This is a genomic window from Paenibacillus wynnii (assembly GCF_000757885.1).
Classification (GTDB): domain Bacteria; phylum Bacillota; class Bacilli; order Paenibacillales; family Paenibacillaceae; genus Paenibacillus_AQ; species Paenibacillus_AQ wynnii.
Map to the genome: position 1 here is coordinate 1,192,292 of NZ_JQCR01000003.1, position 24,577 is coordinate 1,216,868.

A 24,577-nucleotide genomic window follows, 5' to 3' on the forward strand; every position below is an offset into this window, starting at 1 on the left:
ATGGAATGTCTCTCCTTTATATCTAAGTATATTCTAGTTTTGTTCGAAGACATTATCACAGATTATATTTCCAATATCCGTAGGACACCTGTGACGGCAGTCACTTCTATTATGACAGTTGAAAAGTACGGTGTTTTATTGCCCGAGCTCATAGAAAGACGTATCCAATGCCTGGATATAGGGTGTCCATTCCCCTATCGAATAGAGCAGCAGCCGATGCATCGCGCGCGTGCACGCTGTATAAAAGAGCTTACGCTCGCTTTCCCGATGATACGTCCGCGAAGACGCATCGTACATCAACACGGCGTCGAATTCAACTCCCTTTGCGAGATATGCGGGAATAACCAATGTTCCCTTCTCATAGGTGAGCGTCTCCTTCGTAATAAGCCGTAGAGCCTGACAACCCTGTATTGTCAATGCTTCATAGGCCTCACGGCTTTCGGCTGCTGTTTTCGTAATGACGGCGATGGTATCGAAGCCTTCTACTTTAAGAGCCGCGAGGTCCTCCATTATTCGCGACGCTCGCTTTTCACTGCTATCAGCCTTCAGGAGGTACGGCTTTTTGCCACTCCTTTCAAAAGGCACGATCTCTTCGCTTGATAAAAGCAACTTCGTAAACTCAACAATCTCGTGAGTTGAACGATAACTTCGGACAAGGTGGATCAGGCTCGTTTCCTCTTCACCGTAAAGTCGAATCAAAGGCGAATCAGCCTCTTGCAGATTCGTTGCTTGGGGAAAGATCGCTTGGTTGAAGTCGCCAAGCACTGTCATTCGGGCACGAGGAAATAATCGTTTGAGAAACACGTATTGGAACGGCGAATAATCCTGTCCTTCGTCGACAAATAGATGTCGCACTTCCGTATTCGTCCGTCTGCCCTCTACGAGTTCTTTTAGATACAGGAAGGGGGTCGCATCCTCATAAAACAATTCGGAAGATTTAAGCTTTTCCCTCGTTTGTTTACAGATTTCGGGCCACTGATCGGGTACTTCGGTCTCATTCGTCATCTTACGGTAAGCGGCATCATCCCCGAACAACTGATCATACAGCCCGATTGCATCTATGAACATAAATCGCTTCACCTCCCGTCTCAGCGGTTTGAAGTGTTCCTTCACGATCATTCGGCGCAGCAGCTCTTCTTGCTGCAGGGTTAAGTCGAAGACATTCTCTTCCCCCTGCTCCTTCCCACGTAGCTCGCCATACATTTCCACATACTGTTCGGTAAAGTCGAAGACCACCGCTTCTCGCTGATACTTCTTGAGCAGCGCATTGTAGGCTTCGGCATATTGCTCGTTGTCAAGGTAATCGAGTTCATCCTGAACCCAATTCGCCTCCTGCTCCTTACGCTCTAGGGATGTCAGTTCTCGCAGCAGCCATTCCTGCAGCAGAGCGATGCGATTCACCAGCCGGATAGAACTGTCGTAGCTGTAAAATTGACTGTTCATTTGCTCCGCGGTAATCAACTCGCGTTCCCGGAAACGGATACTGTGGAAGCACATGCCTTCCTTTTCTAGCCACTGCGCATAGTTTTGGAGAGCATGCAGGAAATCTTCAGAAGCCTTATATTTCATTCCTATCATCCGTGCTTCATACTCTTGCGATACTTTGGATGTGAGGATATATTCGATCTGCTCGAACGGATCCTCTAGTCGCATCGTGGATCCGAGCCAATACGCAAGATATTCCTGAAAAGTCGTCTGCTGCATGTTCTCCTCACCGAGCTCGGGAAGAACCGTGGAAACATAACTGTTAAACATTGGATTAGGCGAAAAAAGAACGATCTGGTCTGCCTTGAGCCTATCTCGGTGTTTATACAATAAGTACGCTGCCCGTTGCAGCGCCGCGGACGTCTTTCCGCTGCCTGCCGCACCCTGCACAATGAGCATACGGCTCTTATCGTTGCGGATAATAGCGTTTTGCTCCTTTTGGATGGTCACCACGATGCTCTTCATTTGTGAATCCGCTCCCTTGCCAAGCACCTGCTGAAGCAATTCATCGCCGATGGTTAAGCTCGTGTCGAACACATTCTGAAGCTGACCGTCGCGGATCTGATATTGCCGCTTCAGCGTCATTGTACCCGTGATTAGCCCCCCCGGCGTTTCATAGGCGGACGCCCCCGGGGAATAGTCGTAGTACATACTTGCAATTGGTGTTCGCCAGTCATAGACCAGAAAGCTCATACCATCTGTTTCGATAAAGGACGATACTCCGATGTATATTTGCTCGCTTAAGATCAGGCCATCCTCTTGAAAATTGATGCGCCCGAAGTAAGGAGACGATAGCAGCCGTTTCATGCTGTTGAAGCGTTGCATCCGTAGTCGGTGACTGCGCTCCCGTTCAGATAACAACGCTTCTTGCTGCTTTATACTATAAAAGGTCTCTTCGAAATCTTCATCTGTGCTCGTGTTGACCGACACTTCCTCCCAGAACCGCTTGCGAATGTCCGCTACCTGATCGTGCAGCCCGGTAACCTCCGGTTCCCATTCAGCAATCCTCGAACGCAGTTTTTCCATAACCAATTCTAGCCGCTCCTGTTCTTGCTGCCAATCCACCGCGCTTATCATCTTCCTACATACACCCCTTCATTTAAATTTGAAGAAAAAGAAAGTTTGACAACCCGTAATGCAGTGTGTTAAGATTAAGGTGTAAATAAGATGTTATAACTTTGTTCATTTATGCAAAAAAACAATATTGATTTAACAATACCATAATGCTTCTTTTTAAGCAATCTATCTTCATAGTTGAACTCGAGAATCCGGCAAAGTCTGCCGGGTTTTTTTATTCGTCTCATGCAATCGGTCATTTATGGGGGCACGTTCAAAGTGTCAGCAGAAAATAAAGTATTAGACTGAATGTCTTTATTCCACATGGCTTTTCGAAATGTCATACCTTAGACTCCATAGAACAAGTTTAGACTGACCCTAAGATTTGAAACAGCGATAGCAAAGGACAAGAAAATAAAGTCCTTAGCTATCGCTGTTTTTATTGAACTAACGTTTCCCATTAGTTCTCAACAATCCTTCTAACCTAAATATACAATTTCACCATTTTCTTTTTTTGCTCGAATTGTGATTTTACCGAGGCATTGCTTTGGATTATTATAACCATTCTCAACTTCTCCAAATAGCGTAGATAATAGAGTCTCAACTTCACCTAATGTTGTATCTTTAGAAAGTTTATGTACACGCATTAGTTCGACACCTTTATAAGCATCTTCAGTACCTTGAAATTCAACTTCTCCAAATGCTCTAACCTCAATTTCTATTTTCATACTTTTCATCTCCTTAAAAACTATTGCTAAATTTACGAATTAACTTCCAAAATGTTTCAACTAAACTGCCCGATAGCTTAATCGTCATTTACTTTATAGTGAAGTCCGACTTCAAAATAGAATACAATTTAACATCAATAAACTCATCTCTTAGTTTGATGTACTGTCTTAATACACCTTCTAATCTCATCCCTGATTTCTCCATTACTTGCCAAGAACCAATATTATCAGGTTTACATGTTGCTTCAATTCGATTGAGTTCCATCCTTGTAAACCCAAATTCAATCACTTTGTTAATTGCTTCTGTCATAAGTCCAAGACCCCAATATCTTGGATTCAATACATATCCAATCTCAGCTTTTGAATGCTCGATACTCCACCAAGCAAAGCCACAACTACCAATAAATTTTTGTGAATCTTTATGAACCAATCCCCAATTTGTTACTTTCTTCTTCTCATAGCAATCCATAATATACTCAATCCATTTTCTTGTTTCATCAATGGTTTTATGATGATCCCATGATGTATGTTTCGTAACTATATGGTCTGAAGTATACTCATACATATCAATCAAATCCTCGATTTTAATCTTTCGCAAAATCAAGCGCTCTGTTTCAAGACTCGTTAAATTGCCAAATACATCTTCAATCTGCATAACATCAACCTCCTTATGATTAATTAGGCAATACAAAAACTCCCGCCCCAAAAGGGACGAGAGTTGTATCCTCACGTGTTACCACCCAAATTTATCAATACCTCACGATATTGAACTTTGCAGGTACGACATCAATTCATTGATGGTTATACCCTAGCACAATAATGGGTGCACCCAGCACAACCTACTTCCTATAAAGGGTTCGATGTGCAGCTCAGAGACCATGTTCGAAAGACATTTCTTTACCCCTTTTCAGTTAACGGGGTTCTCTGTAAAAGAAATAATCTAACTACTCTTTCTCTTCATAGCAATTTCCAATATATAGAATATACTACACCTGTCCATATTAACGGTCAATTAAATTTTTCAGGAATTATTTCCATTTGCAGAGTCTGGATGTTTGCCTCTACCAGGTCTTATAGAAACCCATTTCCCGCAATTAGCAATTAGCGTAAACTGCCCGTTAACGTAATAAAACCGTTCATTCCAGATGCTCATTCCACTAACGTTCCTCGTTAGTTGAACAAGCACGCTTTCTTTTATTACACAATATCGTCGTACTGCGTAATAAATAACCAATTGAATATTTAAAGATTCTATTTTACATGGTAAAATTTGAAAGCAGTTCAATATAGAAAGGAAGTTTATTAATGAAAGAGTTTTTTGTTAAAACAGCGAATTGTATGCTTCGTTATAATGATTTCCCTGGTGAGCAAACACCCATTTTATTTATTCACGGTCTTGGATGTGCTAGCTCGTTTGATTATCCGCAAGTAGCAACTCAGGAAGTACTAAGAAATCACCGTTGTATTTTAGTTGACCTTTTAGGTGCTGGTTATAGTGATAAACCAGATAACTCTGACTTCAATTACACAGTCAGCGATCATGCAGAATATCTTGCGGAATTTGTTACATCCATAGGACTGGAATCTTTTGTCTTATTCGGTCACAGTCTAGGAGGAGCCGTAGCACTGTCTTTAGCAACTAAATGCCGAGAACATATCGATAGAATAATTTTGAGTGAAGCAAATTTAGACAGAAGCAGCATAGGCTCAACCAGCAAGTATATTGCAGATTTTGATATGCACGATTTTCTAGAAAATGAATTTAGCAAATTGGTACAAGATAGCCGGACAAGCGGAAACCAAATGTGGGCAGCAGCCTTATCTTCTTGGTCATCAAAAGCAGCCTATCTCATATCTAAATCAGCGGTAAAAGGAGAAGAACCATCATGGAGAGAGAAACTGTACTCTCTCGATTGTCCTAAAACCTTTATCTTTGGAGAAAACTCATTACCAGATTCAGATATGGAGGTACTTAGCACACACAATATTAATATCGAAATTGTAAAAAATGCTGGGCACTCTATGGCTTGGGAGAACCCAAAAGGATTAGCTAAAGCAATTGAAAAAGGCTTACAAACAAAATGAACATACATAACAGTTGATTTTGAAACAGCTAATTATAGGCATTGATTAAATCAAAAGCCTAAAGGCTGTTTTTCTCTTTTGATGCACAGTTTGCGTCAAATGCGACATAAAACCTCCACTTATCTTGTTCAACTAAACTGCCCGTTAGTTTAATGCCCTAGACAGTCTAGTACTTTATTTTCACAGTTTACAACTTTATTTTTCAGGTCTAACACTTTATTTTTTAGTCTAAAACATTATTTTTTTCTGACATAAAGAGCACCTACTAGGTAGATGCCCTTTAAATGACCCGTATTATTCACTCTTTTTCTTGCATTCAGTTTTGTGGTAGTATAGAATCCCTTTTTAATACAATTTTTTTTGATTTTCTATTGTGAATTTTTCATATGATGAAATTTAATTATATAGAGCCATTGATTGAGCAAATTTCTCAATATTTTCTAGGGAAAGTCCCGATCCGGACTTATGATCTTTTCCTTTTACCATCCGCAGAATAAATTTATCCATGAGAGACAGTTTATTGTAATATATCTCGTCTCCAAACACTTCAGTAGCTACCGCTGTTTGCAGCAGATCATCCGGGAATGCCGATTGCAGTACCTGTGCGGCTTGCTCCTTATTTCCGGCACAAATAAAGAATCCCACTCTTTTGCTGGCAAGCTCAGGCTTTACCTTATTTACAAAAGCAGTCATTTCCTTTTGAATTTTCCCATAATAAATCGATCCACCCAGAATAACTGTGTCATATTCCCGAAGCGATGGCTCTTGTGCAAGCCGCAAATTAATAACCTCCACCTCTCCTCCCATTCGTGATTTCAATACATCCGCTGCTTTTTCCGTGCATCCGTACTTCGAGGTGTATACGATAATCGTCTTCATTTGAACTTCTCCTCTCGTATTCTCCATTATATTGTTGTGGTACCTGTTTCCCTGACGTTCTTCAGTAAAATAATAAAACATACTATGATCCCTGCATTAAAAACCGGAAAAATGATAACCTCCGCAGGTGACACATCAACGCCCGCATAAATCATGGCACCCAGCATCGCACTAATCGATGTCAACAAAGTAACCCCTTTAATGATTACAACCGATGCCAATAAATAACCGAAGGATTGTCTACGGATGACCATATAACCGGTTATAACAGCTAGCGGTACTATAATTGCAAGATCCAGTGCTTGAATAGTTAAGGTTGTGTAATGTTGTAGTATATCTGGAGTAGAACCCTCTATTAAAGGATTCACAATCTTACCCAGCCACATCATAGCTATAACAAAACCAATGAACCATAGAAAAGCACCAATGGATTTCGCAGGTAATTTATCATTAAAATAACTGTGCAGAGTTGACTTATCAAAGGAAGTTATCGATAAAATAAAGGCGAAGAGGCTTGCTGAGAACAAAGTGACATACACGAGAAACATGGAGTTATACATAGCCAGGAATGAGTAAGATGCATAGGTATATAAAAAAAATCCCAGCGTCCCGGTTAACATCAAGCGGCCTTTAATCAATCCTTGTAGCGTCATTATTAAGGAGAGGATCAGTAATGGTATACCCAGGAACAATGTGACACCATCTTGTGCTCTGGCCTGGGCCGCCATAGATACGGATTCATGTGAATAGAGTCCTTTCCCATAAATCTGCACCGTCTCACCCCGAATGGACGTAAATGAATACTCACCCGTCCCGCTACTGGAAAACAAACCGAAGCTCGCTGCAGCAACCGATAAAACAATAATGATTAGACTTAGAACAACTACTGACTTCATATGCTTAATCAAAATGCTCACTCCCACCGCATATTTACTACTTAAGATTGATTCGCAATAACCAGCATCGTATCTAGATGATGAGAGATCAAAGCTTCACTCTGTTCTTCTGGAAGTTCCTTCTCCACCGTCAACCGGATAATCAACCCAAATGCTGCGCTCCAAATGACTTGGGCAGTTAATTCAATATATTCCTGATCCTTGTCTTTCATATGCTGAAATTGGCCTAAACAATGACATAACATGCCTATCGCTTTACGTTCCTGTGCAGCTCCTCTAAACAATACGGAGGTGTGACTCAATACCGCAGGGGAATCATTTAACATCACATTCGGGTACTGCGAACCTTCCTTGAGTGCCATCGTAATAAATTGCTGTAAAGATTGTTTCAGAATGAGACTTGGTTCCCCTCCCATTTCTTCGCTTTGAGCGGAACGGATACCTGAGACCATATCTTGATACCCTTTTTGAAGAAGATGTTCTATGATGTCATTTTTGTTTTGAAAATAGTGGTAAATAATCCCGGCAGAATATTCTATTTTTTGGGCAATCTTCCGAATGGATAGCTTATCTGCTCCTTCTGCTGCAATGATACTACTGGCAGCCTCCAAAATCAGGTTCCGCATCTCTTCCCGTTCACGTTCTTTTTTCGCTTCCTTAGTCATTATAATGCTCATCCTTATCGCTGATTTAATAAAAAAATAACACTGTTCAATGTATTGAACAGTGTTAAATATACACTTTAATTAAGCGATGCGTCAATCCTTATTTTGCCTATTAAAAATGAATATATAATAAGATGAACTTAAGATATTAACTTAAGGCTCAGGCGTTACTACCGTGAAGATTTGGACTTCCGGCCGCTGTTGTATCCAGATTTCTTTGATTTAATCCGCTCTTAGCGGTTGAAATCCGGATACAAAGGCGGTCGCTATCACTCCTACAGTTCCAAATTTCCCTCCCTCTGTATTAATCATTTTCCTTTCAAATGCTCGCTCATTCGCAGGATATCTTTCTGCTAATCAGATGAGGAAGAGCGTGAGGCCGGTTAAAGCCTTCTCTCCTCCTTGTCAGAGGGCATACGGGAACAAGGGAGGGGTTATTTCCCTGGTTTCACGATATGTAGGAGCTGGATCCACTCGATCCCTGGAGGTTTTCCCTCCCATGACTCAACGGGTCTATGCCCTTTCATTCCTTCGTTACACCTGTCCAGGGAGTGGAGGCCGGTTATGCTTTAGGTAGCGGGTCTGGGCCCTTATGGAAATTTAATCCGGCCTTCGGTACGCTCCTTTTAGTTAGCGATCCTGCAAATGAGCCAATCCTTGCGAAAAAATTAACGTCGATAAATCTTAAGCTGCCAGTGGGGCGGGGTTAGCGACCTTTGGATCAAAGGAACGCTCCTGTCGGACTAGACCTACAATGATGCGGCAGAGCTTTCCGATTAACTTGAAAATGGAAGCCATGGGCTTCATCTTCTTTTGTTTCACATTATGCTCATGCCAAGCCCGAAAGGCAGGGTTTTGGGAGACTAGAGAGATGACACCCAGGTAGAGGTGTTTACGTAGTTGGGGCCTTCCTCGTCCAGTGATCTTGACTTGGCCCTGGTATTTACCAGAACTCTTCTCTGCCAAATTTAGACCGGCCTGAGAAAGAATTTGGTTACCATGGGTATAGGTTTTCAGATTTCCCGTTCCCGCCAATAAGGCCGCAATACAAATCGTGCCTAGACCTTGAATCGAACGGAGCCGTTGGGTCAATTCAGGAATCTCCTCCAGTAGTTTGATCAGTTCCTTTTGCATCTCTCCTATCCGCTGTTCTAGCCGAAGATAATCGGCTACTAGATTCGCAAGTTGGCGCCGTTCTTCTTCCTGACACGTCGTACGCCCTACAGAGCGACGTGCAGCTGCCAGCAGCTCCGCCGCCTTTTGCAGGGCGCGGGAACCACCCACTCGCTTCATAAAAGGCTTCCAGCCTGCAATCATCTTCTCCGAGTCCAGATTCTTGATATCCCTTGGCAGAGGGAAGGCTTGCAGGGTAGCTAGCGAACGGGGTACGGTCCAATCTTTAAACACGGTGGTGTACTCCGGAAAACTCACATCCAGCCAGCGTGTAATACGGTTTTTGATGATGACTAGGTCTTTCATACAAATTTCCCGATAATTCATGGATACACGTAAACGTTGGAAGACTTCGGGCGTTCGCGGCAAATCGGTATAGTACCCTCGGGAGACCACATCGGCGATCACTAAAGCGTCTTTCATATCACTTTTGGAGGGAGAGTTATCCCGATTTTCTTTATTACGCTTGGTCGTTGCCGGGTTGACCAATACGACATCAATGGACTCCGCAAGAAGCCAATCCGCCAGGTGGAACCAGTAGTGTCCCGTAGGCTCCATTCCAACCAAGACATTGTTTAGACGATGAGTGGATTGAAGGTGCTCCAGCCACTGCTGGAACCGGATAAAGCCTTCCTTGGAGTCAGCAAACTTCAAAGGTTTCCCTATTTCGATTCCACGATAATTGACAGCTCGAGCCACATGAATTTCTTTAGCAATATCTACACCGATGACCACGTGTTTAGGTGTAATCCTTTCGATCTGTTGATTTTGTTTATTTCTTTGTTTAAACTCCATAGTGAGTGTCCTCCCAAGATGAATTTTGTTAGTCACTGGCCGTGACATGATTCTATCTTACAGAGGCGCTCTTTCTTTTGGCAAACTGCATTTCTTAACGCCAACAGGAATGCTTTCGTTCCTTTTCGCTTTTTGTTATTTTGATCATAATCATCATAGTTTACATAATGAATGTTATGTAAACTCTTTGAATTGTTTCTCTTATTCCCTGTTGTATAACCCTCTTAAAATTCCTCCAAAACGATCTTTCCAATCGTTCTGCCTTCTTCTATAATGGCGTGAGCCTTCCTTAAATTAGCCGCATGAATGGGCTTCAATCTTTCAGTTATGGTCGTACGAAGCATAAGCTCCCACACAAACGTAATACTTTTATTCTTAAGTAAGGTTAGATTCAATGGTTGATCCGTTTCCACTATGGAGCAAATTTTACCCTGCGGAGCAATGGCCTCAGCCATGTTCTGCCAATGCTGCTCCGTGCTATTTAAACAGAATATATACTCTACATTTTGGAAACCGGCCTTATTTAATTGAGGCACGAAAGCATCATAATGATTGATCGTATGATCCGCTCCCATTTCTTTTACCCATGCAGTAGATTTCGGTTGAGAGGCTGTACCGATTACTGTTAATCCTGCGTATTTTGCCAGTTGTATCGCAATGGAACCTACACCGCCAGCAGCACCTATGATCAAAATCGCCTTCCCTTTGTTAACTTCCGGGTTACGGGATACCCCTAGCCTATCAAACAACGCTTCCCAAGCTGTGATCGCTGTTAGCGGCAGTGCTGCTGCTTGAGCAGAATCCAGTAATGCCGGTTTTTTTCCGACAATCCGCTCATCTACGAGATGATATTCGCTGTTCCCGCCCGCACGCGTGATGCTGCCTGCATAATACACCTCATCACCTGGGTGAAAATGGGTGCACTCCGATCCTACTTGCTCCACAATTCCTGCAACAACCCAGCCTAGAATTTTGGGTGAGTCTTCCGTTTTATCTTTTGGCGCCCGTACTTTCACATCCACCGGATTGACTGAAATTGCTTTTACTTTTACGAGCAGATCCTTACCTTCTGGAATCGGCTTTGAAAATTGCCGGTATTGAGACTCTTCAAATAAGGATGGATGTCCGGTTGAATGTACCTTAGATGTGATCGGGGGAAAGTGGAAGGGCTTCACAACGAATGTTGACTTTACAGTTAAGAGAACTGGAGGAGGATGGTATTGTTCACCGCGAAGTTTACCATCAAGTCCCACCAAAGGTCGAATACTCGTTGACGGACTTCGGGCAAACTCTGGTGCAGATTATATTACTTCTGAAGGATTGGGGCAGTACTTATAACACAAAGCAGAATGAAATGAATGCCTCGTCCTGTGAATAGGAGAATGTAATTTATCAAGTAATACTAAGAAACTCCGAGCGGTGCTCATTGCTATCCACTGCGTAATCTTGCCCGGAGCGATCATAATCGGAAATGCGTTTGCCAATCCTTTTTAGAAACCAAATATACTCATGCCGCCATCCACCAGCAGCGTCTGTCCTGTTACATAGTTAGCAGCATCGGAAGCCAGGAAAACTACCGGTCCTACAATCTCCTCCAAGCTACCGATACGCCCCAACGGCGTGCGATCCAGTATCCGCTTTAAGTATTGCTCATCTGCGAGTAGCTTTTCTGTCAAAGGTGTACGGAAATACCACGGACCTACTGCATTCACACGAATACCATAGTCTCCCCATTCTAATGCCAGGTTTTTGGTCATCTGTATGAGTGCTGCCTTAGTAGATGCATATACCACCCCAGTACGCAGCGCAGTATGACCGGCTACAGAGGAGATATTAACGATGCTGCCTCCACCCTGCTCCTTCATCATTCTCCCCGCGAGCTGTGAAGCTATTAACGCAGACTTTAAATTGGTACCCACAATGGTCTCCCACTCCAGGTCTGTAACCTCAAGTGCAGGTGTACGAATATTCATCCCGGCATTATTTACGAGTATATCCAATCGTCCTGCATCTGCAGTAAGGCGTGCGAACACTTCCTCCATCTGATCCCGTTGACTTACATCAGCAGGATAACAATAGCTCTGTGCTGAAGTATGCTCTGAGATTAAGGCGGAGGTTTCTTGCAAATCACTTAAGGTTCTGGACACCAAGGCTACATTACAGCCAGCCTCTGCCAGACCTATTGCCAAAGCCCGTCCAATTCCTTTTCCAGCTCCGGTTACTAACGCAGTTTTTCCTGTAAGTTTAAATGAAGGTAAGTACAAGTCATCAGCCCCTATAATTAGTACGCTCTAAAGTTACACATTACGGTATAGAAACAATCCGAAGCCTAGAGTATCCCGGCCCCAGGTCAGGTATGTACGGCGCCAATCACATATTTTGTTCCGCATTTCCTTGACGTTAGGATCCTCCGGATGGTCCTGACAGTATTGTTCAATCGCCAGACTGTAATTCCATTCAAATCGATCCCAATCATCTTCACTGGCAACAGATGCCCATAATGGAGTTAGTCCATAACGCTCACCCAAAAGAACGGTAGAATCATAACGCAGCAGTTCATTCTCTTCTGAACCCAAGGCTCCTAAATAGGAAGGATCCGGTTTCTTTTTCCAATATCCTTCACCGATCAAAATGATTCCTCCGGGGCGAACCACTCTTGAAAGCTGGCGCAGTGTTCCTTCCATACTTCCTAGGGCATGACAAGCGGCAATACAAATAGCCACATCATAAAATCCGTCCTCTACGCTCGAAAGGTAGGTAGCAGCATCTTGTTGGATCCACTCTATACGTGACTCCGGTGGGTTCTCCGAGGTGCGTTTTTTAGCCTCCTCAATTGCATATGTATTATTCTCTACGGCATGCAGCTCGGTATTATACCGATGAACCAAGCGTCTAGCCAGCTCTCCTTGGCCTGAACCGATTTCAAGGACTTGTGAATCTGCTTCTAGCTGTAACAGTGAAAGAACTTGGTCTAGCTTACCCTCAGACATTGGATTGTTGAATTTATGGCGGGAATGTCCGATATAAGAAAATTGATCATGCTCCATAGTGCGCGCGCTCCTTATTGTTTGATTCGATTGGCTGGTAATGTACTGAAATACTGACTGGGATTCCCCTGCTGCGGATTGAACCGTTCTTGAAAAGAATTCTTCGCATAGCAGCCGATAACCCGATGCCAAAAATCACGGGCAGCTGAATTCGCACGAATCTGCGATACCTTCCAGTCCCCCGGAAACATATCGAAAAGGCTGTGCGCAGCCCATGTACCCACTCCCGAACGGCGGTATTTTTGCATTACAAAGAACTCGGTCATATAGAACTGTCCTTCAGGATTGCGGAGCAACCGATCTACCAGTGCAAACCCGGCTAAATTACCGTCTGCAATAATCAAGAACGGGTATTTATTATTTCCGCTATGCCAATAAGATTCCAATCCGGGATAAGACGGGAAAACTCCCTCCTCATTCAAATCGAAATCCAGATAACGGGTAAAATCATACAGGTAAAACTGCATCAGCTTGCTGATCATTTGCTTTCGTTCTTTTGAAACCAGCTCTAAACTAAGCTCCATAGTTCACCTCTGTCTGATTCGCGTGGAGATACGCAACTGGTAGTATTTTATCACAAAAATCGATTCCTTAATAATCACATGATAAGATAAAGAAAGAATCTTTATTCCTACAATGAAAAAGGTGAAGCCTCATGAGTATTCAAAAGAATAGCGACCGCATTAAGCTGGAACAAAAGCTGCCGCATATGCCTAATTTTGTTCAGCAATTTATTGATTATAAACTGCCTGACCTTTCACCCTCTACACTGCTAGAATATCTACGGGATTATGAGTCCTTTTTCGGCTGGCTGCGTGCTGAGGGACTTACACAAGCTACCAAAGATACTGAGATAACTTTGCACGATCTAGAGATCCTCCATATGGATAGCGTAGTCGGATATCGGCTGCACCTTATGACTCGAATGGAAGGAACTAACACCAAAGTTACTGTATCCCGTAAACTGTCTGCTTTACGTTCTTTATTTCATTATCTAAGTCAGATTGCTGAAGATGAGAACTTTTATCCAATGCTTAAACGAAATGTGATGGCTAAGGTTGAAATCAAACGTATACATAAACCCAAGGATACCGCCGCCAAGCTCAAGGGTAAGATTCTGGAGGAGGACGAGCTGCTAGAGTTTGTGGGTTATATTCTGGAGGGTTATGGAGTCGACGTGATGAACAACAAGCAAGCTTACTACTCCTTTCAGTTAAATCGGGAGCGGGACGCTTGTATTGTTAGTCTTATACTGAACTCCGGCTTGCGTGTTTCCGAGGTCGTAAATCTGAATGTGGATGATCTGGATTTTGGAAACAAGCTATTATATGTATTTCGTAAAGGGCATAACGATGAAACATTCAAAACCCCGGTCTATTTCCGGGAGCAAGCCAAAGATGAACTGTCGATATACCTGAGCCTCCGACAAACCCGATACAAAACACCGAAGAAAGAAAAGGCATTATTCATAACCTTGCCCAATGGACAATCTGAAGGTAAACGTATGACCAAACGAGCTATACAAGAGATGATCATTAAATATGCCAAACGTTTTGGCAAACCCTATCTTACCGTACACAAGCTGCGCCACTCTTTCGCAACTGACTATTATCTGCAAAATGATATTTATAAAACCAAGGAGCAGTTAGGACACGCTTCAACGGAAACTACTGAGGTATACGCCCATCTAACGGATAAAACGATGTCCCATGCGATTGAACGCCGATTGGATAATTAATAATCTTGTCTATCCCGAACATACAACAGCCCCAATTCGTCCATCATGGACTAAGTTGGGGCTGCTTCTTTTTACGAGTGGGTTACAAGACGTTGCATATAGGGTAGAACGATGATTTTTGGGTTTTCTATTGTGAATTTTTCATATGATGAAATCTGGAAATTAATATCGTTGTTGGCTCAAATGTAGGGTAATTTCAGGAATGTCGTTGATGTCATATTGCGGAATTTCCGTTGGCCTTAGTGAATTTACTGTACTCCACATGGATTCCCATACCACCAATGCAGAAACAGCTGTTAGCGATAGCAGTTCCAGCCCTTTTTTTTCATGAATAAGCACTAGTTTGGGATAATGCTCATTCTTAAAACCCTCGACCAGTATATAGTCATAGCTTTGGAAAGATTCAACCAGTTCCCGCAGCCCGCTTCCCTGCTCTTCGATTCTCGCCGTCCGCATGCTGTTGGTAATGGCTACCGCTGATGCACCCGATTCTCTTTGACGCCACGTATCCGTGTGAGGGTGATCTATTTCAAACCCGTGATGATCATGTTTAATTACGGCAACCGTATAACCTTGCTGACGCAGCCGTTCGATTAGGGCGCATACCAGTGTGGTTTTACCGCTGTTTTTGTAGCCTACAATCTGCCAGACGGAAGTCTTATGAGGGATTTCAGGCACCCGATGTATTCGGCGTATGCCTCGCCCTCTTGTTGCATTCCTCTTTCTCACCCTATCTCCCGCCTTTAACCCTCGATTTCTCCTGGAAGTTTAATCACAGTCACTTTAGCTCCAGCAGTTAATCCCCGCTGCTCTGGGGGGACTATAATAAGGCAATTACTGTCTTTGATAGTCACCATCACGGATGATTCGTCAATACTTGCCGGATAAGCAAAGAGGGCTCCCCCACGAATTTCCAAACGAGCTCGTACAAACCGGGTGTAATTATTAACTTTTGAATAATCCTCCCCAAGCGTAGCGGTCCATTCCGGCAAATATGGATATAAAGATCCTTGCATCAGGCCGATGACCGGGCGGGCAAATAGATGAAACCCGACAAAACAGGCTCCTGGATTACCGGATAAAGCTAACAGCAGCTTACCCCCACGAACAGCAGCTGTAGTTACGCTCCCCGGTCTCATGGTTACTTTATTAAACAGCATTTCTGTACTCTGCTCCCGTACTAAATCGCCCATTACATCATAATCACCTACGGATACCCCTCCAGTGGTAATGACGAAATCATATGTTTCCATAGCCATTTGCACCTTGCTCCGTGCGAGCTCCAGATCATCAACGATCGCACCTAACATAACAGGCTCTCCCCCTGCTTCTCTAACCAGTGCCTCCAGCATGGGTGAATTGCTGTTGCGGATCTTACCAGGCTGCAACGGCTCATGCACCTCCAGCAATTCAGTTCCGGTAGCAAAGATACCGATTTTAGGCCGGCGATGTACCTTCACGGTATGAACTCCAAAGGCCGCCAGAACTGCGATGTCTCCAGCCGAAATTAAGGTACCCGCCGCCAGAACAGGCTCGTCCGGACCGAGTTCAAAACCGAGCGGTGTAATGTTACGACCTGCAGCCTGCGCCTTGCGAATGCCCACATAAGTGATCCCGTCTGTCTCCCGCGTCTCTGTTACTTCCAGCATAACAACCGTATCTGCTCCGCCGGGAACTTGAGCTCCCGTCATAATTCTTGCCGATGTTCCAGTGCGGATCTCTACTGACGGAACAGCACCGCAGGGAATATTGTCTACTACCTGAAGCCAGATTATATTATCGCTGCTGCATCCTTCAATGTCGGCTGCAATTAATGCATATCCATCCATTCCTGAGCGGTTAAACGCAGGAAAGGGATGCGGGGCTATAACTGTCTCTACCAAGTAACGCCCACAGCTTTGACTCAGCGGCACAAACTCAGCATCGAGTAACTTAGCGTATTTGGTTACTCTAGCCTGTGCCTCTTTGACCTGAAGCGCTCTACGCTGGAATTTATCTTTATCCAAATCCTGATTCCTCTGCATAAACACTCCTCCTCATGTTCTGTATCAACAGCACTATTTTAACATGAGTTTCTAGATAGTATAGTTATGTTCTTATACAAATCCTCCATTAACACGCAACGTCTGACCTGTTACCCACTGCGATTCCTGGCTAGCTAAGAATAATACCACACTGGATATGTCTTCAGGTTGACCCAATCGTCCAAACGAATTCATATTCCCGATGTTGGTAATTTGTTCGGCCGTCTTTCCAACGGTGAAGAGTTCGGTATTAACAGGCCCTGGAGCCACTGCATTAATGGTAATGCCTTTGGGCCCTAGTTCTTTAGCCAGTTGACGGGTAATTTGCTCCACAGCTCCCTTTGTCCCCGCATAGACGCTGTAGGTAGGGAACATTTGACCGATAACAGAAGTTGAAAAATTTATGATGCGACCATTCACATTCATATGCTTCGCAGCTTGCTGACAGCTAAAGAATGTACCTTTTACATTAATTGCAAACTGTTTGTCGAAATCCTCTTCCGTCATATTTGCAATGGGCTTAGTAATCATGATACCGGCATTGTTAACAAGAATATCAAGTTGTCCGTAGGCTTCTAATGTCTTTTGGAACAAGTGCTCAATCTCTACCACTTTGCTTATATCTGCTTGAATCGCCAGCGCGTCTCCTCCATTTTGCTTAATACCATTTACTACCTCTTCGGCGGAGGCCGGATTACTTGAATAGTTCACGATAACCTTTGCCCCGTGACGAGCCAAATCTTCGGCTATACTCCGTCCTATACCCCGCGAAGCTCCTGTCACTAACGCAACTTTTCCTGATAATTTGTTATTCATGGTAATTCCTCCTCAAATTTTATATATAAGTAAGCACCATAACTTTTCTGTTGAGTTGATTATATATTAGTGAATAACATAATTCAAGTGACAATATTTGTTTTTTGTCATTCTAATGCGAAAAGAAAAGCCCCGCTGATCGCCTTCATCAGATGGGCTTCGTATTATAACCCCTTTACCTTTATAAAAAGTTTACATATTTTGTTGCTTTTTTAAGCTCTTCTAGTTCTTTAGCTGAAAGTTTTTCTTTTCCGGTAATATGATCAATTACCTCTTTTGTCGTAAACTCTGGATTTCGGTTTGCTTCGTTCTCCGTCATGTCTGGATCAAACACTGAGCCTATAGTGAAACCTTTCACCACGTTTTTAGCAAACGATTTTGTATCCATGGGTTGTTCTTTCTTGTCGGGCATCGTCTTTCCCTCCTAAATCAATCTTCTTAAAAGATCTACACATCACCATCAAGGAAGTTCCATAAATTTCAAATTAAGAAGCCCGAATCACCTTTACATCCCCCGGGATCACTTTCTCGCCTTCATACAGCATAAACCGTCCGTTCTGCCATTCTATTCGCAGCAGGCGAAATTCATCCGTCTGATATTGCCATACATGCTGATCCCCGCCGTTCATAAATGGAGTCTGACCTACTACAGCCACATGACCTTCATATTCCTCTTCCAAATAAAACACCTGATCATCAAGTTCAAGTGTAGCCGGCACCGCCGCCGGATTATCCAGACGTCCGTCTATCGGTTTGTACAATCCATATTGCAGCTGTTCCCGTTCTTCTATATGCAGATAAGAAATGTGTATTCCGTCGCGAAGAGTTAGAACAACCGCATTCCGTCCCCGATTATGGGTACGTCCTGTCACCTCATACGTAACCAGAGATACTTCGCAGATGTCTCCAGGTGCCAATTGCAGCATACTTTTCTCTACAGCGGGAGGCTCAGACTTGGAAAATAGATTTCCGATACGTTTCCACATACTCATTTTTCATCAACCTTCCTATAAGCTTTTGTCGACACACATTTATAAAAAAGAGGAAATAATTAACGCCCCGGCGATATGCAGTGAGCCTGCAACTAAGCCGTATCCAATCTTGCCTTGCTGGGTCCCGTGATCCAGATTCATCCTACCCCATTTCCACAACAATAAACGAACCGTTCTCTCTAATACGAGCAAAAGAAAAAAGGATACCAAGGAGACAATCAATGCTTCATTGAGCCTGGATGAGGCGGAGATCGAGGACGATAATATGTAAGCCTGTGCCAATAACTTCAGCACGAAGCGAGTAGTCACCGCCATATTGCCATTCTTTATTTCCTCTAAATCGTGATATCGGGTAAATACGGAGTCAACATACATCAACACAAACAACAGTACCGCGCCACATACTGTCCAGACTGTCATGGATACTAGAAGTTGGAAATCCACTGTTTTAACCTCCAGTTGGCAGGTTTACCTGCATAGATAAGGCGAAGAAAAGACGTAACTGCTGTCTCTTCTTCGCCTGTAAATCTAAAGCTGCTATTAGCAGTAGATATATGTTATTGCTTGTCGTATTGTTTCATCAAAGCTGCAAGCTCATCTTCAACTTCCGAATCCTTGCTCAATTTCTCGAACTCATCGTCCAGTGATTTGCTGCCTGAGCTCATCTCGTTGCTGGCTTCTGCCTGTGCCTCAGCCTGCAGCATCTTGTCTTCCATACGTTTCAGTCCCGCAGAAGCTGAATCAGAGCTAAATCCACTCATCGCCTTGTTAATTTCCGTTTGTGCCTTAGCAGCATTATAACGGGCAACTAGTGTCTCGCGTTTATTCTTCATTTGGGTAAGCTGTTTACGCATCTCTTCAAGCTTGCCGCGAAGATTATCTGCTGAAGCTTTGTTTTGCTCGAAGCTAGTCTTGTACTCGGCAAGTTTAACTTCAGCTGACTTTTTCTCCTCCAGCGCACGGCGTGCGAGATCGGCATTGCCTGCTTGAGCAGCAGCATGTGCCTGCTGATTACGTTTATTTGCAAGCGCCTCTTGTTCTTCATAGAGCTGCTTGAATTTTTTTTCAATGGCAATTTGGGCTGCTACCGCTTTCTCGGCATCCTCCAAATCCTCTGTCATATCACGGATGTATTGGTCAGTCATCTTAATCGGATCTTCTGCTTTGTCAATAATCGAGTTAACGTTAGACATGGTTAAATCACGCAATCTTTTAAAAATCGACATTGTTCATTCCTCCAAAAGATAGTTTGAATTCCTTATTTGTTATCTTTTACGCAGAAAGGTTCAACCCGTTTCAAATTTGTTGCAACAAATATAGATTAACCTTATCCTCGACAATTTTAACGACTTCCATAATACCCTCTTTAGAGAGATTATCATAATGAATTCCCATTACAACAGTCACTGTCCGACGTGTAGCACCAGCTACTCTCATTGCTATCGTCTCCGTGAGGGTGTGCTCTTTATGGTGAGGCACGGCGGAGGTTAACACCTCGATACGGTCTCCTGCGATATAGGCAGTGCTAGTTGCACCGATATGCCGGACACCTCCGGTAATCAGAAGTAAAAGATCCCGGCCTACAACCGTTGCGGACAATTCAATATCATCCTGGTGAACATACGGAGTAGTCAAAGGTTGATCCCCCTCCCCATTATATTAACCGAATTTCACACAATTCCGCGAATTTCATCCAAAGAACGAATATTTTCCTGAATCATAAATTGCTCAAGCTCCTCAACAAGCTCGTTACCTGCCCGTAAATTCATGAAGTTATAAGTCCCAACCTGCACTACCGTAGCACCGGCCATAATAAATTCAATAATATCCGTTGCAGAAGTAATCCCGCCCATACCGATTACTGGAATAGTTACTCTTTTGGCAACTTGGTGAACCATCCTTAATGCGACCGGCTTGATGGCTGGCCCGGATAGACCCGCATACAAATTATTGAATACACTGCTTCTGCGGCGCACATCTATTTTCATTCCGGAAATAGTATTAATAAGCGAGATAGCATCTGCACCTTCCTCCTGACACATGAAGGCCATATCTGCGATATCTTCCGCATTTGGTGACAACTTAACGGCCAGCGGCAGCTTAGTTGCCCCGCGCACGGCACGGACTACTTCCTGCGCAGCACAGGTCTTGACCCCAAAAGCAATGCCGCCCTCTTTAACATTAGGACAAGAAATATTCAACTCAATCATATCCACGGCCTTATTACCGGCAAGCATTCTCGCATCGGCGTCCTGCTGGATCAATTCCGCACCGCGAACATAATCATCCATTGTATTACCGCCCAGGTTAACCATTCTAACCGTATCAAGAGTCTCCCAGTAAGGGCATTCCTTCTCCAGAAAGGCAGCAACACCAGGATTCTCAAGTCCAACACTATTGAGCATTCCTGAAGCAGTTTCATATACTCGAGTTCCGGGATTCCCAGCTTTGGGATTTAAAGTTAGTCCTTTACCGGAGATCCCTCCAAGCTTGGACACATCATACAGCTTGCCATATTCCCGTCCGAACCCAAAGGTTCCAGAGGCCATCACAATAGGATTTTTAAAATGGACTTGTCCAATATTCGCGCTCAAATTAATCATGGAAGACCACCTCCTCGGCCAAAAAGACCGGACCATCCGTACATGCTTTACGCTGACCGTCGCGGCAAGAAACACTGCACACCAAGCAGGCCCCTATACCGCAGGCCATACGATTCTCCATGGACAGATATACATTCGTTCTACTCCCTGCCGACTCCGCTGCGATACTCTTTAACTGGGCTGCCTTCAGCATAGGATGTGGTCCGCACACAAAGACATGGTCATACTCCGAAAAATCCACGCTGTCTAATATTAATCCACCTACATCCACCGTTAGCTTATCGGTGTGGGAGCGGAAATCTTCGATCTGAAAAGGTTCACGGCTAAATCCCAAATAGACATCACAGCTTGGAAGTTCCCGCGCACAATATAAAAGAGGTGCAATCCCAATCCCGCCGCCTACAAGAGCAATTCTTCCTTCTACAGCAGGAAAGCCGTTGCCGAAAGGACCTTCCAGCCCGATCGCATCACCCGGTTTTAATTCGGATAACAACTCTGTTCCTTCACCTACAACATGGTATAAAAAATCAATGCTATTGTCGTTCACTAGGTTTATGCTAATAGGTCTTGACAAAAGCGGATAGGCTCCCCACGCACGCAGCATGTAGAACTGCCCGATATTGCCTCCATTTCCTCCCTCAACACTGAGGCGATACACTCCATCTGTCAGCCGCTCGTTACTAATCACCGTTCCCACGTTATCAAGCTCCTTCAAATTTAATCTTATTAACCATGCCTTAGAAGGAGCTTAAAATCTGTGACTTAGTTCACAGGGAGAAGATCCTACTTCCTTCTCCAAATGCCTCGTTCGTAAGGTTTAGGTACGTTATGGACACCACCGAGAGCTTCCTGAGCATGCAAGGTCCAGTAGGGATCGCTTAGCATTCCTCGTCCAATGGCTACAAGCTCTGCTTGTTCCTCATTTACAATGGACTGTGCCTCTTGATAAGATTCAAGTCTTCCCACGGCTATAACTGGAACCTGCAGTCCGCTCCGAATATATTCCGCTAGACCCACTTGATAGGCAGAGCCTGCATTTGGACCCCCGTTGGAACCTATAGGTCCTTCACCACCTGATGACACATGGAACATATCAACACCCGCTGCCTTATAGCGGCGGCAGATACCAAGAGCGTATTCAGTCCCGTATCCACCGTCGACATACTCCTTAGCCGATACTCTCATTAATAAGGGCATGTCAGCAGGAAGTTCCTCTTTGACTGCCGTAATTACCTGCTCACCAAAGAGTGCCAGGTCGGCCCCGTATTCATCATTTCTTGTATTTGTTAAAGGGGAATGGAACTGGTGAATAAGGTAACCGTGAGCCCCATGAATCTCTACAGTGTCAAAACCTGCCTCAACAGCCCTTCTTGCCGCCTGCCGGAAATCTTCTATTAATTCTTCAATCCCTTGGGCCGTTAGTGCCGCCGGCATCTTGGAACGTTCGTCAAAAGGGATTGCTGAGGGTGCTGCTGGCGGTTCGGCATCCTGCGCTTTACGTCCTGCATGTCCCAATTGGATGCCGATTTTGGAACCATTGGCGTGTACACCCGCTGTGATTTTGCGATAGGACTCTATATGGTTGTCGCTCCAAATCCCAGTATCATTATTGGTGATACGCCCGTCCGGATGTATACCTGTCATCTCCACAATGATAAGGCCTGTACCCCCAACAGCTCGGCTCACATAGTGAACATAATGCCAGTCATTTGGGATTCCATCCTGATTCTCTACTGCATACTGACACATCGGAGGCATGACCACACGGTTCTTCAATCTCATTCCCTTCAATTCATAAGGGGTGAATAAATCCGTCATCTTGCTGCACCCTTCCCATTCTGCATAGTGTCTTAAGAAAAATACTCCTGTTCCATAGTATACACGCATTAATGATATCTAGAAATGCTTTGCAGGAGATCTGAGTGAGGCATATTTCCATTCAGGTTTGGGGATACCAACGGAATAAAAAGGTCCATTTATGAATCATCAAGGAGGTATGGGGATGTCCATTAGGCTCGTGAAAAAGGTAGCCTTGTTACTCTTACTCAGCTTTATAATATCGGGCTTTCCAGCCCCTTCTTCAGAGGCCATACCCGTAACCGGCAAAGGTTCTGTACTCATCTCGAAACAACAGAACAAGTTGAATAAAAAGAGACTCACCATGAGTCAGCTAATTCGCAAATATCCGGAGACAATCAAAACTGGGGGCCCGCGGATCAAATCCGTAGCCCTCACATTTGATGATGTTCCCGATCCAAGGTTCACCCCGCAGCTGCTTGATGTTCTGCGCAGGAATCATGTAAGAGCCACTTTTTTTGTTGTCGGCAGTCGTGCTAAGAAACATCCTGAACTGGTAGCCCGAATGGTCCGAGAAGGACATATTATCGGCAATCACTCGTATAATCACCCCCAGTTCCGAAAGCTTAGGATGAAAGAATTCAAGGTTCAAATTTTACGTACCGAGAATATCATTCAGAATATTGCCGGTTATAAGCCCAAGTTGATCCGGCCGCCTTATGGGGAAATTACGGAACAACAGTTGAAATGGGCCAAATCACAGGGGTATAAAGTCGTGAATTGGAACGTGGACTCTCAAGATTGGAAGGGTCTACCCAAGGGGGAGGTTAAAGCCAATATCCTTTCTACTGCCGGTAAGGGGGCTATCATTCTTCAACACGGGGGTGGGGGCCAAGGAAGCCACCTGGAAGGGTCTATTCAAGCCTTGCCTGAGGTGATTGCCAAAATGAGGCAACGTGGCTACACGTTCGTTACGGTTCCTCAATTACTTCATGTTTCCAAAAGCAAATAAAAAAGCCCCACAACGTAGGAACAACGTAGGGGCTCTTTCTAAGACATGAAATATTGTTTTATTATTGAATCACGTACAATTGTACATATTGAAAACCGAACTCTGACACAAAGCTTTGACTGCCGGGTATGAAGATATCAATTCGGTTACCTTTAATTGCGCTACCCATATCCGTTGCAGTCGCCAGGAAAGCCTTCTTAGGCAGTCCAGGGTGCGAATGGGCGGTGACCAGAACCTTGGTGCCTAGAGGAATCACATCCGGGTCAACAGCGATAGTCCCAAGCTTAAGAGGATTTCCAAAGTAGTCCACGGGTCCCCATTTGCCGTTTTCGCTGGCCGCTGATGAATACGCTGTAGCTTTGACCTGTATTGTTTTTTCATAGCTAAATTCTTTGCCCCAGGCTTGGACTGTCTTGCTCTTCGGCTCTACACTTAGACTGGCAGTTATCACCTTAGGTTTAACAACCTCTGTCTGTACTGAAGTTGCCACCTTGGCTTTGCCCGGAATAATCAGCTTCAATCCCGGATAGATATTAAGGGGCTGAACCTTAGGATTGGATTTCATGAGTTGGTTCATGTTCACACCGTACTGCTTAGAAAGGGTATAAAAGGTGTTTCCTTCAGTAGCGATATGAATTCCATCCGCTTGTGCGGGTGCGGCATGCAGCAGCACACTTATTCCAAGAACGGTTGCGAGTGACTTAAATACTGAAAATTTAATTTTCATACTTTAAAGTAATCCTCCTTGAACCTTCTATGTATAGTTAACGACAACACTGAATATAT

General features: G+C 44.0%; 26 protein-coding genes, 1 pseudogene and 1 other annotated feature. Of the genes and pseudogenes, 4 read left to right on the plus strand and 23 right to left on the minus strand.

The features are described from left to right. Positions 1 to 135 precede the first annotated feature (135 nt). The 3 genes from helD to PWYN_RS20855 form a co-directional block, all read right to left on the minus strand. Positions 136 to 2,562, minus strand: coding sequence for an RNA polymerase recycling motor HelD (gene helD / locus PWYN_RS20845; RefSeq protein WP_036655839.1), 2,427 nt, complete (start codon positions 2,560 to 2,562; stop codon positions 136 to 138). A gap of 458 nt (positions 2,563 to 3,020) precedes the next feature. Then, positions 3,021 to 3,269, minus strand: a complete 249-nt coding sequence (locus tag PWYN_RS20850; protein ID WP_036655841.1) for a hypothetical protein — start codon at positions 3,267 to 3,269, stop codon at positions 3,021 to 3,023. An 88-nt stretch (positions 3,270 to 3,357) separates the two neighbouring features. Then, entirely contained in the window at positions 3,358 to 3,924 is a 567-nt protein-coding gene (locus PWYN_RS20855; RefSeq protein WP_036655843.1) for a GNAT family N-acetyltransferase, read from the minus strand. Between the two features lie 49 nt (positions 3,925 to 3,973). Then, positions 3,974 to 4,239 (minus strand) — a binding site (T-box leader). Positions 4,240 to 4,574: 335 nt separating this feature from the next. Between PWYN_RS20855 and PWYN_RS20860 the strand changes: the two genes are divergently transcribed. After that, positions 4,575 to 5,354 carry an alpha/beta fold hydrolase gene (locus PWYN_RS20860; RefSeq protein WP_036655845.1) on the plus strand — a complete coding sequence of 260 codons (780 nt, stop codon included), beginning with the start codon at positions 4,575 to 4,577 and terminating at the stop codon, positions 5,352 to 5,354. Positions 5,355 to 5,750: 396 nt separating this feature from the next. Here the strand turns inward: PWYN_RS20860 and PWYN_RS20865 are convergent, their stop codons facing one another. The 5 genes from PWYN_RS20865 to PWYN_RS20885 form a co-directional block, all read right to left on the minus strand. Next, on the minus strand, positions 5,751 to 6,233 hold the full coding sequence (locus PWYN_RS20865; protein ID WP_036655848.1) for a flavodoxin domain-containing protein: 483 nt from the start codon (positions 6,231 to 6,233) through the stop codon (positions 5,751 to 5,753). Between the two features lie 26 nt (positions 6,234 to 6,259). Continuing rightward, complete coding sequence (locus PWYN_RS20870; protein ID WP_240479802.1) at positions 6,260 to 7,141, minus strand: hypothetical protein; 882 nt, start codon at positions 7,139 to 7,141, stop codon at positions 6,260 to 6,262. Positions 7,142 to 7,170: 29 nt separating this feature from the next. Then, positions 7,171 to 7,794: a TetR/AcrR family transcriptional regulator gene (locus PWYN_RS20875; protein ID WP_036655850.1), complete on the minus strand. Its 624-nt coding sequence runs from the start codon at positions 7,792 to 7,794 to the stop codon at positions 7,171 to 7,173. A gap of 684 nt (positions 7,795 to 8,478) precedes the next feature. Beyond that, entirely contained in the window at positions 8,479 to 9,762 is a 1,284-nt protein-coding gene (locus PWYN_RS20880; RefSeq protein ID WP_036647612.1) for an IS110 family RNA-guided transposase, read from the minus strand. 224 nt (positions 9,763 to 9,986) lie between these two features. Then, the gene (locus tag PWYN_RS20885) at positions 9,987 to 10,913 is read right to left on the minus strand and encodes a zinc-binding alcohol dehydrogenase family protein (RefSeq protein WP_036659032.1); all 927 of its coding nucleotides are present in this window, start codon (positions 10,911 to 10,913) and stop codon (positions 9,987 to 9,989) included. On the opposite strand from PWYN_RS20885, the pseudogene PWYN_RS28820 reads away from it, so the two are divergent. After that, a pseudogene (locus tag PWYN_RS28820) lies at positions 10,909 to 11,140 on the plus strand (winged helix-turn-helix transcriptional regulator). The gene PWYN_RS20885 and the pseudogene PWYN_RS28820 sit on opposite strands and share 5 nt — an antisense overlap. Positions 11,141 to 11,252: 112 nt before the next feature. Here the strand turns inward: PWYN_RS28820 and PWYN_RS20890 are convergent. From PWYN_RS20890 to PWYN_RS20900, 3 genes are read right to left on the minus strand one after another with little or no spacing between them, the layout of a single operon-like run. Further along, a complete protein-coding gene (locus tag PWYN_RS20890) occupies positions 11,253 to 12,026 on the minus strand; it encodes an SDR family NAD(P)-dependent oxidoreductase (RefSeq protein ID WP_036655853.1) in 774 nt (257 codons plus the stop codon). 33 nt (positions 12,027 to 12,059) lie between these two features. Then, entirely contained in the window at positions 12,060 to 12,809 is a 750-nt protein-coding gene (locus tag PWYN_RS20895; RefSeq protein WP_036655856.1) for a class I SAM-dependent methyltransferase, read from the minus strand. Positions 12,810 to 12,823: 14 nt separating this feature from the next. Beyond that, the gene (locus PWYN_RS20900) at positions 12,824 to 13,333 is read right to left on the minus strand and encodes a GNAT family N-acetyltransferase (RefSeq protein ID WP_036655857.1); all 510 of its coding nucleotides are present in this window, start codon (positions 13,331 to 13,333) and stop codon (positions 12,824 to 12,826) included. Between the two features lie 131 nt (positions 13,334 to 13,464). On the opposite strand from PWYN_RS20900, the gene xerS reads away from it, so the two are divergent. Next, complete coding sequence (gene xerS / locus PWYN_RS20905) at positions 13,465 to 14,547, plus strand: tyrosine recombinase XerS (RefSeq protein WP_036655860.1); 1,083 nt, start codon at positions 13,465 to 13,467, stop codon at positions 14,545 to 14,547. A gap of 162 nt (positions 14,548 to 14,709) precedes the next feature. On the opposite strand, the gene mobB is transcribed toward xerS, so the two are convergent. From mobB to PWYN_RS20960, 11 genes are all read right to left on the minus strand, one after another. Beyond that, positions 14,710 to 15,276 (minus strand): molybdopterin-guanine dinucleotide biosynthesis protein B, encoded by a 567-nt coding sequence (gene mobB / locus PWYN_RS20910; protein WP_240479803.1) that lies wholly within the window; start codon positions 15,274 to 15,276, stop codon positions 14,710 to 14,712. 14 nt (positions 15,277 to 15,290) lie between these two features. Next, entirely contained in the window at positions 15,291 to 16,571 is a 1,281-nt protein-coding gene (locus PWYN_RS20915; RefSeq protein WP_036655863.1) for a molybdopterin molybdotransferase MoeA, read from the minus strand. Positions 16,572 to 16,643: 72 nt separating this feature from the next. Further along, positions 16,644 to 17,387 (minus strand): SDR family oxidoreductase, encoded by a 744-nt coding sequence (locus PWYN_RS20920; protein ID WP_036655865.1) that lies wholly within the window; start codon positions 17,385 to 17,387, stop codon positions 16,644 to 16,646. Positions 17,388 to 17,568: 181 nt separating this feature from the next. Continuing rightward, on the minus strand, positions 17,569 to 17,799 hold the full coding sequence (locus tag PWYN_RS20925) for a class-II aminoacyl-tRNA synthetase family protein (protein ID WP_036655868.1): 231 nt from the start codon (positions 17,797 to 17,799) through the stop codon (positions 17,569 to 17,571). A 73-nt stretch (positions 17,800 to 17,872) separates the two neighbouring features. Further along, the gene (locus tag PWYN_RS20930; protein ID WP_036655870.1) at positions 17,873 to 18,379 is read right to left on the minus strand and encodes a DUF4178 domain-containing protein; all 507 of its coding nucleotides are present in this window, start codon (positions 18,377 to 18,379) and stop codon (positions 17,873 to 17,875) included. A 39-nt stretch (positions 18,380 to 18,418) separates the two neighbouring features. After that, on the minus strand, positions 18,419 to 18,823 hold the full coding sequence (locus PWYN_RS20935; protein WP_036655872.1) for a DUF350 domain-containing protein: 405 nt from the start codon (positions 18,821 to 18,823) through the stop codon (positions 18,419 to 18,421). A gap of 113 nt (positions 18,824 to 18,936) precedes the next feature. After that, positions 18,937 to 19,605 carry a PspA/IM30 family protein gene (locus PWYN_RS20940; protein WP_036655874.1) on the minus strand — a complete coding sequence of 223 codons (669 nt, stop codon included), beginning with the start codon at positions 19,603 to 19,605 and terminating at the stop codon, positions 18,937 to 18,939. Positions 19,606 to 19,675: 70 nt separating this feature from the next. Continuing rightward, on the minus strand, positions 19,676 to 20,014 hold the full coding sequence (lpdD, locus tag PWYN_RS20945) for a prenylated flavin chaperone LpdD (protein WP_036655877.1): 339 nt from the start codon (positions 20,012 to 20,014) through the stop codon (positions 19,676 to 19,678). Positions 20,015 to 20,049: 35 nt separating this feature from the next. Continuing rightward, positions 20,050 to 20,982 carry a dihydroorotate dehydrogenase gene (locus PWYN_RS20950; RefSeq protein WP_036655879.1) on the minus strand — a complete coding sequence of 311 codons (933 nt, stop codon included), beginning with the start codon at positions 20,980 to 20,982 and terminating at the stop codon, positions 20,050 to 20,052. Beyond that, positions 20,975 to 21,679: a dihydroorotate dehydrogenase electron transfer subunit gene (locus tag PWYN_RS20955; protein WP_036655881.1), complete on the minus strand. Its 705-nt coding sequence runs from the start codon at positions 21,677 to 21,679 to the stop codon at positions 20,975 to 20,977. Before PWYN_RS20955 ends, PWYN_RS20950 begins: the two co-directional genes overlap by 8 nt. 86 nt (positions 21,680 to 21,765) lie before the next feature. Next, positions 21,766 to 22,800, minus strand: a complete 1,035-nt coding sequence (locus PWYN_RS20960; protein WP_036655884.1) for an NADH:flavin oxidoreductase/NADH oxidase — start codon at positions 22,798 to 22,800, stop codon at positions 21,766 to 21,768. A 184-nt stretch (positions 22,801 to 22,984) separates the two neighbouring features. Between PWYN_RS20960 and PWYN_RS20965 the strand changes: the two genes are divergently transcribed. After that, positions 22,985 to 23,791: a polysaccharide deacetylase family protein gene (locus tag PWYN_RS20965; RefSeq protein ID WP_036655886.1), complete on the plus strand. Its 807-nt coding sequence runs from the start codon at positions 22,985 to 22,987 to the stop codon at positions 23,789 to 23,791. A gap of 61 nt (positions 23,792 to 23,852) precedes the next feature. Here PWYN_RS20965 and PWYN_RS20970 read toward each other — a convergent pair whose 3' ends face one another. Continuing rightward, complete coding sequence (locus PWYN_RS20970) at positions 23,853 to 24,518, minus strand: 3D domain-containing protein (protein WP_036655889.1); 666 nt, start codon at positions 24,516 to 24,518, stop codon at positions 23,853 to 23,855. Positions 24,519 to 24,577: the final 59 nt, after the last annotated feature.

Excerpts from the sequence above, each read along its gene's own strand:
- helD (WP_036655839.1), bottom strand. The coding sequence starts at position 2,562 with ATGATAAGCGCGGTGGATTGGCAGCAAGAACAGGAGCGGCTAGAATTG.
- PWYN_RS20850 (WP_036655841.1), bottom strand. The coding sequence starts at position 3,269 with ATGAAAATAGAAATTGAGGTTAGAGCATTTGGAGAAGTTGAATTTCAA.
- PWYN_RS20855 (WP_036655843.1), bottom strand. The coding sequence starts at position 3,924 with ATGCAGATTGAAGATGTATTTGGCAATTTAACGAGTCTTGAAACAGAG.
- PWYN_RS20860 (WP_036655845.1), top strand. The coding sequence starts at position 4,575 with ATGAAAGAGTTTTTTGTTAAAACAGCGAATTGTATGCTTCGTTATAAT.
- PWYN_RS20865 (WP_036655848.1), bottom strand. The coding sequence starts at position 6,233 with ATGAAGACGATTATCGTATACACCTCGAAGTACGGATGCACGGAAAAA.
- PWYN_RS20875 (WP_036655850.1), bottom strand. The coding sequence starts at position 7,794 with ATGACTAAGGAAGCGAAAAAAGAACGTGAACGGGAAGAGATGCGGAAC.
- PWYN_RS20880 (WP_036647612.1), bottom strand. The coding sequence starts at position 9,762 with ATGGAGTTTAAACAAAGAAATAAACAAAATCAACAGATCGAAAGGATT.
- PWYN_RS20895 (WP_036655856.1), bottom strand. The coding sequence starts at position 12,809 with ATGGAGCATGATCAATTTTCTTATATCGGACATTCCCGCCATAAATTC.
- PWYN_RS20900 (WP_036655857.1), bottom strand. The coding sequence starts at position 13,333 with ATGGAGCTTAGTTTAGAGCTGGTTTCAAAAGAACGAAAGCAAATGATC.
- xerS (WP_036655860.1), top strand. The coding sequence starts at position 13,465 with ATGAGTATTCAAAAGAATAGCGACCGCATTAAGCTGGAACAAAAGCTG.
- PWYN_RS20915 (WP_036655863.1), bottom strand. The coding sequence starts at position 16,571 with ATGCAGAGGAATCAGGATTTGGATAAAGATAAATTCCAGCGTAGAGCG.
- PWYN_RS20920 (WP_036655865.1), bottom strand. The coding sequence starts at position 17,387 with ATGAATAACAAATTATCAGGAAAAGTTGCGTTAGTGACAGGAGCTTCG.
- PWYN_RS20925 (WP_036655868.1), bottom strand. The coding sequence starts at position 17,799 with ATGCCCGACAAGAAAGAACAACCCATGGATACAAAATCGTTTGCTAAA.
- PWYN_RS20930 (WP_036655870.1), bottom strand. The coding sequence starts at position 18,379 with ATGAGTATGTGGAAACGTATCGGAAATCTATTTTCCAAGTCTGAGCCT.
- PWYN_RS20940 (WP_036655874.1), bottom strand. The coding sequence starts at position 19,605 with ATGTCGATTTTTAAAAGATTGCGTGATTTAACCATGTCTAACGTTAAC.
- PWYN_RS20950 (WP_036655879.1), bottom strand. The coding sequence starts at position 20,982 with ATGATTAATTTGAGCGCGAATATTGGACAAGTCCATTTTAAAAATCCT.
- PWYN_RS20960 (WP_036655884.1), bottom strand. The coding sequence starts at position 22,800 with ATGACGGATTTATTCACCCCTTATGAATTGAAGGGAATGAGATTGAAG.
- PWYN_RS20965 (WP_036655886.1), top strand. The coding sequence starts at position 22,985 with ATGTCCATTAGGCTCGTGAAAAAGGTAGCCTTGTTACTCTTACTCAGC.
- PWYN_RS20970 (WP_036655889.1), bottom strand. The coding sequence starts at position 24,518 with ATGAAAATTAAATTTTCAGTATTTAAGTCACTCGCAACCGTTCTTGGA.